This is a genomic window from Micromonospora sp. MW-13, from assembly GCF_003434305.1.
Classification (GTDB): Bacteria; Actinomycetota; Actinomycetes; order Mycobacteriales; family Micromonosporaceae; genus Micromonospora.
In genome coordinates, this window is record NZ_QKKX01000011.1 from 449488 (window position 1) to 462343 (window position 12856).

The following is a 12856-nucleotide window of genomic DNA, read 5'->3' on the forward strand; positions in this document are numbered from 1 at the left end:
GTGGCTGGGCGGACGCGCGGCCCGCGTCGTTCACTCCTGCCCGGGCGGCGTCCCGTCGCCGGCTTCGGCGTCGTCGAGCACGACGCCAGCGTGGAACACGACGCCGCCGAGCACGTCCCGGGCCCCGCGCCAGCGGTCGAGTCGCGCCCCGGCAAAGGTGACGTCGCCGTGGAACGAGGCCCGACCATCCGGGCCACCGAGCCCGAACACGGCGCCCTCGAAGGAGCTGGCGTCGAACCTGGTGACGCCGTGGAACTGGGCGGCCATGAAGTCCGCGTAGCCGACGTGGCAGCCGCTGAGGTCGAAGTCGATCAGGGTGGCGCCGCACAGCGACAGACTCATGCCCGCCCAGTGCCGCAGGCCCGGTTCCGCCCCGTCCGGCGTCGGGCCCACCGGGCGCAGGCGCTCGGCGAGGAGCCGCTGCGCGCCGCGCCGCAGCTCCACCTCCCCGGCCTGCCCGGGGTTCAGGTCGCCGGTCACCGGGAACGGCAGCGGCCCGCGCAGGTACCCGCACACGGTGTCGACCACGCGCTGGCGCAGCTCCGGTCTCGCGTCACCGAGAGCGCCGAGGATGGCCAGCCCCGCGCGGCGGACGTCGGGATCAGGATCGGCGAGCTGGCGCGCGTAGGGCGCGACGGAACGGTCCGGCACGAGCGCGCCCGCGCCGTCCGGCCCGGGCTCCGGCGTCCAGCCGAGGGGCCAGCACACCGGCTCGTCGTCGGCCGCGCCGCCCCACCGGGCGCCGGCGAGGTCCACGGCGGGCTGGTCGAGGTGCACCGGCCCGCCGAACCGGGCGTCGGTGAACGCGGCGTCCGCGCCGAACCGCGCCTTGAAGAACCAGGCGGGACCGGCGAAGCGGGCCTGCCGGAACGACACGGGACCGACGAAACGGGCCCCGTCCCCGCCCTCGCTCCAGCCCTGGTAGTCGCCCATCAGGACCGCGACGGGCCAGTCCGGGTCGTCCTCGTTCGGCTCGTCCCACGCGGCGGGGTGGACGTCCTCGACCATCTCCCAGGTCGGGTCGTCCTCCCAGATCTCCTCCTCGCCCCGCCCGAACCAGGCCATCCCGTCGAACCCGACCCGTTCGAAGCTGGCCGGGCCCCGGAACCGGGCGCGCCCGAACACGGCGTCGGAGGCGAACCGGGCGCCGTCGAACCGGGCCTCGCCGGCGAAGAGCGCGCGGGCGAAGACCGCCTCGCCGGTGAACCGGGCGTCGGCGAACGACGCCGCCCCGAGGAACCGGGCGTCGGCGAACCGGGCCTCGGCCAGCTCGCAGCCGCCGAAGTCGGCATCCACGAGGGTCGCGCCGGACAGGTCCACGACGATCTCCGGCGCAGCCCCGCCCGCACCCGCACCCTCGCCGGAGGCGGAGGCGGAGGCGGAGGCGGAGGCGGAGGCGGAGGGGCGTAGCAGCCCGCCGAGGGCCCGCAGGGCCTCCCGCCACGCGCCGGCATCCGCGCTGGCGCCCGCAGGCTCGGCAGGGGGTGTCCGCAGGAAGGCGCAGATCGCGTCGACCGCGCCCTGGCGCAGCGCCGGGTCGGCCGCGCCGAGCGCCGCCAGCCGCCGCAGGGCGGCCTCCCGCTGCTCGCCCGTCGCCTCCGCCACCTGCCGGACGGTGGTCCGAAACGCCTCGACGCCTGCATCCCCGACCGGCACGTGCCCCTCCAGTCCCGGTGCGGCAGCCCGTCCACCGGCGTTCGTCGCCAGGACCGGTCCCAACGCACCGGCGAAGGATAGCGGCCGGCGGTGACAGCATCCCGACGCGTGACGATCTTCCAGGGCGCATCGCCGCGCGACGGTGCCGGCGTGGTCAGCGGGTCAGGCCCACCACCGTCGCCAGTCGCGCCACGCCGGCCGGCACCGGGTGCGCCCGGGCGATCTCGGCGATCACCGTACGCGCCGCCGGCCGGCACCGGACCTCGGCCGGCGCGACGCCGTCCGCGTCGACCAGCGCGCGCCCGGCTCCACCCAGGTCACCGGCCTGGAGGTACGCCCGCGCGGCGTCCACCAGGTACGCCGCCCGGTACTCGGCAGGCAGCCGCCGCCACGCCTGTCGCCGTACCGCCTGCTCGTGCCTGCCCACCGCGGCCCGGGCGTCGCCCAGCTCGACCGCCGCCACCACCCGGGCCAGTTCGACGGCGACCGGCCCGAAGCCGGTCCGGTGCGGATCGTCACCGGCGACCCGGGCGGCGACGCCGGCGGCCCGGTCGGTCAACTCCTCGGCCCGGTGGGCGTCGCCGCCGCCGGCGGCGGCGAGGGCGGCCTGGAGCAGCAGGGCTCCGTGCACCATCCCCGACGCGGGCGCAACGCGGTGTACGGCGGCCACCGTCGCCACCAGCGCCAACCGGTCGCTGCCCAGCGCCCGCAGCGCCTGACCGACCGACACGGTCGCCGCCCCCGCCAGTACGGGATCACCGCCGGCCACGGCCGCCGCCCGGTCGGCGGCCAGCCAGCCGAGATCGGCCTCGCCGAGCTTCACCAGCACCGACGACGTGATCCGGTACGCCTGCACCAGCAGCCCGGCCACGAAGTCCCGGACCCGGCGCCGTGGTTCCGGCCGGGCAAAGCGTGATCCGACCGTGTCCATCAGCCCGTCAAACAACGCGGCCCATCGCTGAACGTCTACTCCGTAGGCGGCAGCCACCGCCGCATCCTGTTTGGTCCACACAACCTCAGGCTCGACGGTGACTGCTCACTGTCGACGGACAAAACCACACCGTCACAGCAGGTCAGAACGGTTCTCCTGCTGAAGTATTAGCCCTGTCCGGTTCCCAGGCCGAGCGGGTTTGCCATTTATTGCAGCCGATCATTGCTCGGCATCGACTCGCCCACAGGTCAACAGCGGTCGAGCGTCAGCGCCAACCGCACTAATTAGTTGGCGGATTCGGCGTGACCAGAACTACTGGTGGAAAAGACGAGACGCTGATCGCGCTCGCCCTCGGCTCTGGCCAACCGGCACCGCCAGTCCTCGCCGCCCGGGAGAATCCCGGCATGGTGTTGCATTTCGGTATTGTCACATCCGTCCACCATCGTCGTTACGTTCGCCCTTCGTCAAACGCCAGGGTTTATCTCTCCGTGACGATCCGACTATCGTGAGTGAGAATTCCCGAAGAAGGAGAGGACCTCTCATGCCGTTGTCAGTGGCGGACCTCGCGGCGCCCGGAAACACACCGATCACGATCCTGTCGACGACCTTTCCGAACGTGTATCTGCGCATGGACGGCACCGGGGTGACAACCTGGAACGGGTCTGGCAGTGGGATCGTCAACTGTCAATTTGGCGCGGGACCCTACGAGAAGTTCAAGGTTCTCCCGCAGGCCGACGGCTCGTTCGCCTTCGCGTCGGCGACCTTTTCGAACGTGTATCTGCGCATGGACGCCGCCGAATTGCCGCAGATCCCCGGGGGGCCGGGCGGTGGGACCGTCAACTGCCAGGTCCACGTGGGTACCCACGAGACGTTCAAGCTTCTCCCGCAGGCAGGTGGCTCGTTCTCCTTCGAGTCGACGTTGTTTCCGAATTCGTTTCTGCGCCTGGTCGGCTTCGGGGTGACGGCCTCCACCAACGGTGGCGGTGGGGTAGTCAACTGCCAGTTCGGCGCCCCGGGTGGCGATCACGAAAAGTTCTTTCTCAACGCGGCCGCCTAGCCACGGCCCCCGTCAAGTCCCTGGAATACCTTGACTAAACGGCCCTGACCGGGCATGCCTGGTGTGGTGATGAGCGGATAGGGCATAGACGTTCAGCGATGAGCCGCGTTGTTTGACGGGCTGATGGACACGGTCGGATCACGCTTTGCCCGGCCGGAACCACGGCGCCGGGTCCGGGACTTCGTGGCCGGGCTGCTGGCGCCGTTGCCGGTCAAGAACTGCTGGACGATCGCGGAACACGCGGGCGACACCGGTCCGGGCGGTATGCAGGACTTGATCGGCCGGGCCAGTTGGGATGACGCGTTGGTGCGTGCCGACGTGCGTGGCTTCGTTGCTGCTCGGCTGGGGCATCCGGACGGGGTGCTGCTGGTCGATGAGACCGGTGATCTGAAGAAAGGTACGCACACGGTCGGGGTGCAACGGCAGTATTCCGGCACCGCCGGGAAGATTGAGAACTGCCAGCTCGCGGTGCACCTGTCGTATGCCTCACCGCTCGGGCACACCCTGCTCGACGTCGCCTTCTACCTGCCGAAATCCTGGACCGAGGACCCCGCACGACGGGCGGAAGCAGGAGTGCCCGACACCATCGGCTTCGCCACGAAACCGCAGCTGGCACGCCGCCTGATCGAGACAGCTGTGGCCGGCGGCCTGCCGTGCCGGTGGGTCGCCGGTGACGAAGCCTACGGCGGTGACCCACACCTGGCCACGGCGCTACGCCAGCAGCGGCTCGGTTACGTCCTCGCGGTCGCCCGCTCGCACCGGGTCCGACCGGACTCGGCATCCAGCGGACCGCCCAGATCACCGCCGGACTACCGAAGCAGGCGTGGCAACGCGTCTCCGCCGGGGCAGCCGCGAAAGGGCACCGCTACTACGACTGGGCGTTCATCACCCTGCCCCACGCCGCTGACCAGCATCAAGGTCATCACTGGCTGCTGATACGCCACAACCGCACCACCGGTGAACTGGCCTTCTACCGATGCTGGTCACCCGAACCCGTCCCGCTGCACCACCTGGTCACCGTGGCCGGACGACGGTGGAGCATCGAGGAATCCTTCCAAGCCACCAAGACCGGCCTCGGCCTGGATCAGCACCAACACCGCCGCTGGAACGCGTGGCACCGCTGGACCACCCTGGTCATCGCCGCCCACGCGTTCCTCGCCGCCGCGACCGCGACCAGCACCCCCAGCCCAGGCGGCCTGATCACGATCACCGTCAACGAACTACGCCGACTGTTCCACGCCCTGATCATCGAACCCGCCCGACGCATCGCCGACGTCATCGCCTGGTCTATCTTCCGGCGGCGACATCAAGCCGCCGCCAAGACCAGCCACTACGAACGACAGAAACTCACAGAGCCCTAAAACGGATCTCCTGCTGGAGTACTGATCAGGAAAGCCCCGGCCGCCACGCTGTCGAACTTTCTGCGAACGCCTATGCCGCGACCCCTCGAAGCGCCACCACCGCCGCCGTCTCCGCCGGTAGTTCGATCCGGTCCCGGGTCACCGACGCCCCCTCCCCCGTGGCCAGCAGCACCCGCCGCGCCACCCCCGGCAGGGTGATCCGCTGCGGCTTGGCGGCCAGGTTGGCGGCCACCAGGCACTCGCCACGGCGCATCACCAGGAACTGGTCGCCGTGCCGTACGTCGATGGCGTGCAGCCTCGGGTCGGACAGGTCGGGGCGGCTCTTGCGCAGCGCGATCAGCCGGCGGTGGAACTCGTACATCTCGCGGTGTTCGGGTTTGTCCAGCTCCGCCCAGTCGAGCCGGGAGCGGGCGAAGGTCCGCGGGTCCTGCGGGTCCGGCACGTCACCGGGGGGCCAGCCGTGCGCCGCGAACTCCCGCCTGCGGCCGGTGGCCACGGCGGTGGCCAGTTCCGGCTCCGGATGGCTGGTGAAGAACTGCCACGGGGTGCTGGCGGCCCACTCCTCCCCCATGAACAGCATCGGCGTGAACGGCGCGGTGAACAGCAGCGTCGCCCCCACCCGCAGCAGCCCCGGGGAGAGGCTGGCGGAGAGCCGGTCGCCGGTGGCCCGGTTGCCGATCTGGTCGTGGTTCTGGAGGTACGCGACGAGCCGGTGGCCGGGGGTGCGCTGCCGGTCCATGGGCCGCCCGTGGTGGCGGCTGCGGAAGCTGGACCAGGTGCCGACGTGGAAGAAGCCGCCGGTGAGCACGTCGATGAGGCATTCCAGGAAGCCGAAGTCGCCGTAGTGTTCCTGCCGCTCCCCGGTGAGCAGGGTGTGCAGGGCGTGGTGGGCATCGTCGTTCCACTGGGCGTGCAGGCCGTACCCGCCGGCCTCCCGGGGCGTGATCAGCCGGGGGTCGTTGAGGTCGGACTCGGCGATCAGCGACAGCGGCCGGCCCAGGTGGGCCGACAGCGTCTCCACCGCCACCGCGATCTCCTCCAGCAGGTGGGTGGCGCGGGAGTCCGGCATCGCGTGCACGGCGTCCAGGCGCAGCCCGTCGACGTGGTAGTCGCGCAGCCACATCAGCACGCTGTCGACGATGTAGCGGCGCACCTCGTCGGAGTGTGGGCCGTCCAGGTTGACGGTCCGCCCCCAGGTGTTGCTCTGCTCGGTCAGGTACGGCGCGAACGTCGGCGCGTAGGCCCCGGAGGGCCCGAAATGGTGGTAGACGACGTCGAGGATCACCCCCAGCCCTCTGGCGTGGGCGGCGTCGACGAACCGTTTCAGCCCGTCCGGGCCGCCGTACGGCTCGTGCGGGGCGTACCAGCAGACCCCGTCGTAGCCCCAGTTGTGCTCGCCGTTGAAGGCGTTGACGGGGAGCAGCTCCACCAGGTCGACGCCCAGGTCGACCAGGTGGTCGAGGCGGCCGATCGCCGCGTCGAAGGTGCCCTGCGGGGTGAACGTGCCGATGTGCAGCTCGTACAGGACGCTGCCGGGAAGTTGCCGGCCGGTCCATCCGGCGTCGGCCCAGGAGTGGGCGGCATGGTCGTAGACCCGGCTCGGCCCGTGCACCCCGGCGGGCTGCCAGGCCGAGCGGGGGTCGGGCAGCGCCCGGTCGTCGGAGTCGAGCACGAACGCGTAGTCGGTGCCGGGGCCGGCGTCGGGCACGTCGGCCCGCCACCAGCCGCCGGGGGCGGAGCGCATCTCCCGGTCGCCGACGGCGGGCAGGCGCAGCCGGACCCGGGCGGCCCCGGGCGCCCACACCGCGAACTCGGTCATGAAGCCTCCACGGACTCGGCGGGAGCCAGCAGTGCGACGGGAAGGGTGGCGAGCAGATCGGCGAGGAGCACCGCACCGCCACTGTAGACCCGCCCGGTGAACAGGTCGGCAACCTCGTTGCCGGGAAGTGACAGGACCGTGTCGCGCCAGCCACCGCGCGCGGGAGACCACCAGCAGCCTGGCCGCGCCGTCGGCGGCCACGTCCGGCCGGCGGTCTTCCGGGTCGACCAGGGAGTTCTCCCACAGCTCGGTGCCCTGGTAGGTGTCGGGCACCCCGGGCATGGGGAACTGGATCAGCTTCTGCCCGAGCGAGTCCACCCGATCGGCGGATGACCGGAATCCACCCGACTGATAGGCGCCGGCGCACACCACCGCACGGGCCGCACGCTGCGGTTACGATCTTGCATCCGCACTGGTCAGGGCGTTGATCATCGGACAGACTCGCAGGACCCGGCTGGGACGAGGTCCGAGGGGGATGTGCGTGCGGGTACTCCTGGTAGAAGACGACCTACGCGTGGCGTCTGCCCTCACCAATGCCCTGCGCCGCCGGGGATACGAGGTGGTGCCGGCGCTGACGGCCGCCGAGGCGGTCCGGGCCGACCCGGTCGACCTGGTCCTGCTGGACCTCAACCTGCCCGACCGGGACGGCCTGGAGGTGTGCCGGCGGCTTCGTCAGACCGACGAGGGCGTCGCCATCATCGCGGTCAGCGCCCGCGCCGAGGAGTACGACCGGGTGGCCGGCCTGCGGGCCGGCGCCGACGACTACGTCATCAAGCCGTTCTCGATGGTGGAGTTGCAGGCCCGCATCGAGGCGGTGATGCGGCGTACCGTCCGCAGCGCCCGGACCACGAGCCAGTTGCGGGTCGGCACGCTGCGCATCGACGTCGACGCCCGGCGGGTCTGGGTGGGCGACCGGGAGGTCAGCCTGGCCCGCAAGGAGTTCGACCTGCTGGTGGCACTGGCCCGGCAGGCCGGCGCGGTGGTGCCCCGGGACCGGTTGCAGTTGGACGTCTGGCGGACCACCTGGGGGACCCGGCACAACCTCGACGTCCACGTCGCGGCCCTGCGGGGCAAGCTCGATGACGCCGGCCTGGTCGAGACGGTCCGCGGCGTCGGCTACCGGCTGCGCGCGGGATGACGACGGTCGGTGAGCGACGAAGGGCCACGACCGCCGCCGACACCGGTGACCAGGTCGGAAACCTCAGATGATCCTCAAGAAACGCGGGTTGTGGGCCAACGGTGGGCCGAGTGCGGGTGTGCTGGGCCCACCCCAGCCATCCCTCCTGTTTGGAGATCCCTTTTGAGATACAGACGGACAACGGCCGGTGTGTTCTCCGCCCTGCTCGCCGCCACCCTGGTGGCGACGGCGGTGCCCGGGCAGGCGCAGGGGCAGCCGAGCGCGGCCCTGCAGCAGGCGGAGCCGAACCAGGTGCAGGGCCTCACGGTCGTGCAGGGTGACGGGTACGCCACGCTGGCGTGGACCCGGGTAGAAGGGGCCACCGACTACCAGATCGAGCGGACCCCGCTGGCCAGGGACGGCACGCCCGGCACGCCGGTGATCGTCGGTGTCTGGCGCCCGAACCGCCAGGTCAACAACACCGAGCCGACCTTCGCCGACGCCGGTTTCGCCCCGGGCAACGGCTTCCAGTGGCGGGTCCGGGCCCGGTTCGACACCGAGGCCCAGCCCTACTCGGCGCCGGTCAGCGGCACCACCAGGGCCCACTGGGGCGACCCGGCCACCCCGGGTGAGAGCCTTCGCACCCAGTGGGAGGACACCCTGGGCGCCCAGTACACGAGCGACGTCAACGAGTATGCGTACACCGCCGCGATCGACCAGGCCAGCGACCGCGTCCGGGTGGTGGAGATCGGCCGCACCGTCCAGGACCGGCCGATCAACATGCTGGTCATCGGCTACCCCAAGCCGCCGGCGACGCCGGAGGCCGTGGCCGCGACCAACCCCCTGATGGTCAACTGCAACGTGCACGGCAACGAGCCGGGCGACCGCGAGGCCTGCCTGATCATGGCCCGGCAGCTGGCCTTCACCAAGGACAGCAAGACCCTCGACCTGCTGTCCAAGACCACCATGCTGATCGTGCCGACGCTCAACGGCGACGGGCGGGCAGCCAACACCCGGGGCAACTCCACCGGTCAGGACCTGAACCGGGACCACTCGCTGATCCGCCAGCCGGAGACCCGCTCCCTCGCCGAGATGGTCCGCGACTACCGGCCGATCGCCGGCTATGACGGCCACGAGTACGGCAACACCAACGCCGGTGACCTGCCGATGCTGCCGCCCCGGCACCAGAACGTGGCGCAGGGGATCTTCGACGAGTCGCAGGAGATGATCGAAGGCCACATGTACGGCCAGGGCGCCAAGGACGGCTGGTGGGCCTGCCCGTACGGCTGCACCTCCAACGCCACGGTGGGCCTGAGCGAGGAGACCATCCTGCGCAACACGCTCGGCCTGAAGAACGTCGTCAACTCCCTGCTGGAGCTGCGCAGCTCCGGTGGCCCGACGCGGCCGGACGAGAGCAACACCGCCAACAACCGCCGGCGCAAGACGTACTCAGCGCTGTGGACGTTCACCGAGTTCTTCAAGTACCACGGCGCCAACGTCAAGGACATCACCAAGGCCCGCGCCGAGGCGATCACGTTCCAGTCCGCCAACGAGGGACGGATCGTGTTCCGGGGCTCCCGGAAGATCGAGGCGTACCCCGCCCCGCACCCGGGTGAGGCCCCGCCGCCCGTGGACGCCCCCGCCCCGGAGCAGATCCTCGAGCAGCCGCCGTGCGCGTACCGGCTGACCGAGGAGCAGTACCACGGTGAGCGTACCGACGGCCCCGACGGCAAGCGCACCACGGCGGCCCAGCGCATCGCCGCCCACGGCTGGAAGGTGATCAAGGTCGCCGACGGCTACCTGGTTCCGCTGTCCCAGCCGCAGCGGGGCCTGATCCCGCTGCTGCTGGACGAGCGGGCCGTCGAGGGCCTGGTCGCCGGCGAGCGGGTCGCCCCCACCCTGACCGGCACCCGCAAGGGCCCGCTGGTCGTCTCCGGCGTCGCCTGCCTGGACGGGGCCACCGTCCGGGGCCCGATCCAGGTGCAGCCCGGCGCCACGCTGATCGTCACCGGCAGCTCGATCGACGGTCCGGTGAACGCCACCGGCGCCGCCGGGGTCATCATGACCGACAGCACGGTCAAGGGTCCGGTGCTCGCCACCGGCACCCAGGGCCCCGTCGTCCTGGTCGGCAACGAGGTGACCGGGCCGGTCAGCGTGCTCAGCAGCAAGGGCGTGGCCCCGCTGGTGGCCGGCAACACCGTCAACGGTCCGCTGACCTGCACCGGCAACTCCCCCGAGCCGATGAACATGGAGGTCGCCAACTCCGTACGGGGTCCGAACTTCGGCCAGTGCGCGCGTCTGTGACCTGCTGAGCCCCGCCCGAACGAGGTGCCGGCAGGTCGGCCTCCCGCCGACCTGCCGGCACCGCCCGTACCGGTTCTGAAGTGGAGAAGACCGTGTCCGACACCCTCACCCCGGGGCCATGCTCCGGACCCCGGTCCCGGGTCGCCCGCCGCCGGCGGGCGGTGGCCGGGGCGGCTCTGGCCCTCCTGGTCGCGGTGACCGGATGCACCAACTCGCAGCAGGAGAGGCCCGGCGCGACGGACCGCACCGGCGACGCCACACCGGTCGCCGTCACCGGACCGCTGTGCGACGTGCTGCCCTCGGGGGCCGAGCCGGGTAGTCCGGGCTCGCTGGTGGGCCAGTCCCCCGACCAGGCCCTCACCTGGATTCCCGTGCTCACCACGTTCGAGGCGGCGGTCCGGGCCACCGGGATGGCCGAGGAGCTGTCCGCCGCCGGAGGGCTGACCATCCTCGCCCCGACCGACGACGCCTTCCGGGCCAAGTTCTCCACCGCCAACCTGGACCACCTGCTGCTCAAGGACACCGACACGCTGCGCGGGTTGCTGAAGGAGCACCTGGCCGGCGGGGCGCGCTCGGCCGCCGAACTGGTGGCCGCCGGCTCCGTCACCACCCTCGCGGGCACCACCCTCGCCGTCACTGCGGCCCAGCCGGGGGCCCGGCTGGGCGACCGGGCCGAGACGGTCTGCGCGGACTACCGGGCCGCCGGCGCCCGGATCCACGTGATCAACAAGGTGCTCGGCAACCTGCCGGACACCGCCCACGAGGAGGACAACCACCACTGAGTGCAACGACGGCACCCAGCCGGCCGACGACACCGGCCGCTGACCCCCGTGTGCGGGGGTCAGCGGCCGGTGTCGTCGGTGGCGCCCGCGGCAACGCTCGCCGCACCGGCTCGGAGCCCCGTCCACCCTTCGGTGGCTGACCGTCCACCCTTCGGCGGCTGCCCGGAATCCACCCGACCGACAAGGACTGGGCCTGCGGGTGTCCTCCGTCACCTTGGCCCTTTTCGAGATGCGGGATCGGGCTCGATGCCCTTTGCTTGTTCGCGGGACGCGTACGCGCGTCTCCCCCTCGGCCCCTCGGCCACCCCCACCACTGTCTCGCCGCCACCGCTGCCGGCGCGTTCCACCATGCATGGACGGAGATTGATGTGACGACCCTGCGGGTCGACGAGCAGCCCACCACCAACCCGGGCCGGGTCCACCGGCCCACCCTCACCTCCCGGCCCCACGTCCCGACGCAGGCCGGGTCGGGCGCGCCCCCGCAGACCCGCCGCATCCTCATGCTCTCCTGGGAGTACCCGCCGGTCCTGGTCGGCGGCCTCGGCCGGCACGTGCACGCCCTGTCGGTGGCCCTGGCCGCCGCCGGGCACGAGGTCACCGTCGTCACCCGACACACCGACGGCGCACCCCTGGAGGAGTACGCCGACGGCGTCCGCATCATCCGCGCCGCCGAAGACCCGGTCACCTTCCCACTGGCCACCTCCTCCCTGCTGGCCTGGACCATGGCGTTCAACCACACCCTCACCCGCGCCGCGCTACGCGCCACCGAAGCCGGCTCCTACGACGTCATCCACGCCCACGACTGGCTCGTCGCACACACCGCGATGACCCTGCGCGAGCACCTGGACATCCCGCTGGTCAGCACCATCCACGCCACCGAGGCCGGCCGGCACCAGGGCTGGCTGCCCGAGGAGATGAACCGCACCATCCACGGCGTCGAGCACTGGCTGGCCGGCGAGTCGGGCCGGGTGATCGTCTGCTCCGGTTACATGCGCGACGAGGTGACCGGGCTGTTCGGCGTACCGGCCGGCCGGGTCGACGTGGTGCCCAACGGGGTGGAGCCGCACCGCTGGCGGGCCCCGGCCGCCGAGGTGGCGAAGGCCCGCGCCCGGTTCGCCGGGGACGGCCCACTGGTCACCTTCGCCGGCCGGCTGGTCTACGAGAAGGGCGTGCAGCACCTGCTCGCCGGGCTGCCCGGGCTGCGCGAGCGGCACCCCGGGCTGCGCGCGGTCATCGTCGGCGACGGGCCGCACAGGTCGGCCCTGGAGGCCGAGGTGCGGCGGCTTGGCCTGGGCGGCACGGTCAGCATGCCGGGCTTCCTCGGCGGCACCGACCTGCCCGCCGTGATGGCCGCCTCGGACTGCTTCGCGGTGCCGAGCATCTACGAGCCCTTCGGCATGGTGGCCCTGGAGGGGGCCGCGGCCGGGGCGCCCCTGGCGGTCGCCGCGACCGGCGGCCTCGCCGAGATCGTCGAGCCCGGCGTCACCGGGATGACCTTCGCCCCGCAGGACCCGGCCGGGCTGACCGAGGCGGTGCACGCCCTGCTGTCCGACCGGGAGCGCGCCCGGGCCATGGCCCGGCGGGCCCGGGCCATGGTGCACGAGCAGTACGGCTGGGCGGCCATCGCCCGCCGCACGGCCGCCGCGTACGCGGCGGCGATCGCCAAGGCCCCGGCGTTCACCGCCGAGCGCGCCGAGCGCCGGATGGCCGAGGGCCGCTCCCCGGTGCGGATCGCCGAGGGCAACCTCCTCGCCGCCGCCGGCCTGCGCTGACCGAACCCACCCCGCCCCCTTCGGCCATCCTGCACTTCCGGCCCTGGTTTCGTCGGG

The 12856-nt window shown here is 72.2% G+C and carries 10 protein-coding genes; 7 read left to right on the plus strand and 3 right to left on the minus strand.

The annotated features are described in order from the left end of the window. Positions 1-30 precede the first annotated feature (30 nt). On the minus strand, positions 31-1605 hold the full coding sequence (locus tag C5N14_RS09740; RefSeq protein WP_128763544.1) for a pentapeptide repeat-containing protein: 1575 nt from the start codon (positions 1603-1605) through the stop codon (positions 31-33). Positions 1606-1810: 205 nt separating this feature from the next. Then, positions 1811-2527 carry a hypothetical protein gene (locus tag C5N14_RS09745; protein WP_243639359.1) on the minus strand — a complete coding sequence of 239 codons (717 nt, stop codon included), beginning with the start codon at positions 2525-2527 and terminating at the stop codon, positions 1811-1813. Positions 2528-3128: 601 nt separating this feature from the next. Between C5N14_RS09745 and C5N14_RS09750 the strand changes: the two genes are divergently transcribed. From C5N14_RS09750 to C5N14_RS32995, 3 genes are all read left to right on the plus strand, one after another. Next, positions 3129-3644 carry a hypothetical protein gene (locus tag C5N14_RS09750; protein WP_117667650.1) on the plus strand — a complete coding sequence of 172 codons (516 nt, stop codon included), beginning with the start codon at positions 3129-3131 and terminating at the stop codon, positions 3642-3644. Positions 3645-3752: 108 nt separating this feature from the next. Beyond that, positions 3753-4580, plus strand: coding sequence for an IS701 family transposase (locus tag C5N14_RS09755; protein ID WP_243639361.1), 828 nt, complete (start codon positions 3753-3755; stop codon positions 4578-4580). Between the two features lie 83 nt (positions 4581-4663). Further along, positions 4664-5005 carry a hypothetical protein gene (locus tag C5N14_RS32995; protein WP_243639363.1) on the plus strand — a complete coding sequence of 114 codons (342 nt, stop codon included), beginning with the start codon at positions 4664-4666 and terminating at the stop codon, positions 5003-5005. A gap of 70 nt (positions 5006-5075) precedes the next feature. Here the strand turns inward: C5N14_RS32995 and treZ are convergent, their stop codons facing one another. Continuing rightward, the gene (treZ, locus tag C5N14_RS09760) at positions 5076-6824 is read right to left on the minus strand and encodes a malto-oligosyltrehalose trehalohydrolase (RefSeq protein WP_117667652.1); all 1749 of its coding nucleotides are present in this window, start codon (positions 6822-6824) and stop codon (positions 5076-5078) included. Positions 6825-7299: 475 nt separating this feature from the next. Between treZ and C5N14_RS09770 the strand changes: the two genes are divergently transcribed. From C5N14_RS09770 to C5N14_RS09785, 4 genes are all read left to right on the plus strand, one after another. Then, positions 7300-7962 (plus strand): response regulator transcription factor, encoded by a 663-nt coding sequence (locus C5N14_RS09770; protein WP_207892672.1) that lies wholly within the window; start codon positions 7300-7302, stop codon positions 7960-7962. A 162-nt stretch (positions 7963-8124) separates the two neighbouring features. Continuing rightward, on the plus strand, positions 8125-10245 hold the full coding sequence (locus tag C5N14_RS09775) for a M14 family metallocarboxypeptidase (protein ID WP_243639365.1): 2121 nt from the start codon (positions 8125-8127) through the stop codon (positions 10243-10245). 80 nt (positions 10246-10325) lie between these two features. Continuing rightward, positions 10326-11027, plus strand: coding sequence for a fasciclin domain-containing protein (locus tag C5N14_RS09780; protein ID WP_117667654.1), 702 nt, complete (start codon positions 10326-10328; stop codon positions 11025-11027). A gap of 368 nt (positions 11028-11395) precedes the next feature. Next, positions 11396-12799, plus strand: a complete 1404-nt coding sequence (locus C5N14_RS09785; RefSeq protein ID WP_117667656.1) for a glycosyltransferase family 4 protein — start codon at positions 11396-11398, stop codon at positions 12797-12799. The last annotated feature ends 57 nt before the right edge of the window (positions 12800-12856 follow it).